Genomic DNA, 505 nt, shown 5'->3' with positions numbered 1-505 from the left:
CACACTTTCTTATAAACTTGGCTTAGCAATGATACAAAACTCAAAAAATACAAGTGGTATCATAAGCTTGCCTTTTACTTTGCTAAAGATTCAAAACAAACACAAAAAAGCTCAAAAACTTTATCAAGAACAAATTAAAGCAAATCCAAATTTAAAACTTCCACCTTTGCAAGCTTATGAAGATTATCACGAAGCTTTAAAAGCAAAAGAGCATTTAAGTTATAAGTTAGGAGAAGCTTTGATACAAGCTCATAAAAACATACTTAAGGGAGGATATGTGAAATTTCTCTTTGAGTTAAAGAGGATTAAAAATACTCATTGCAAAAAAGAAGCAAATATTCAAAAAGATAAACTATAAAAACAAATAAAATAAAACCAAGAAAAAATAAAAGAAAGTAAAAATAATAACAAAGTCCGCAACAAGCTACTTTCCCCCTGCCAGTAAGGCGTAGTATCATCACCCACGATGTGCTTAGCTTCTTGGTTCGAGATGGAGCAAGGCGTT

Annotated in this window: 1 pseudogene; it reads left to right on the top strand. The window is 31.3% G+C overall.

Features of this window, described 5'->3' with window-relative positions:
- Positions 1–358: pseudogene (locus tag CQA38_RS09280) on the top strand (alpha-2,3-sialyltransferase); the annotation flags it as partial.
- Between the last annotated feature and the right edge of the window lie 147 nt (positions 359–505).

Origin of the sequence: Campylobacter sp. MIT 12-5580, from assembly GCF_005406235.1 — a bacterium.
In the GTDB taxonomy this organism is placed as follows: domain Bacteria; phylum Campylobacterota; class Campylobacteria; order Campylobacterales; family Campylobacteraceae; genus Campylobacter_D.
This window is presented reverse-complemented; position numbering and strand designations above follow the sequence as displayed.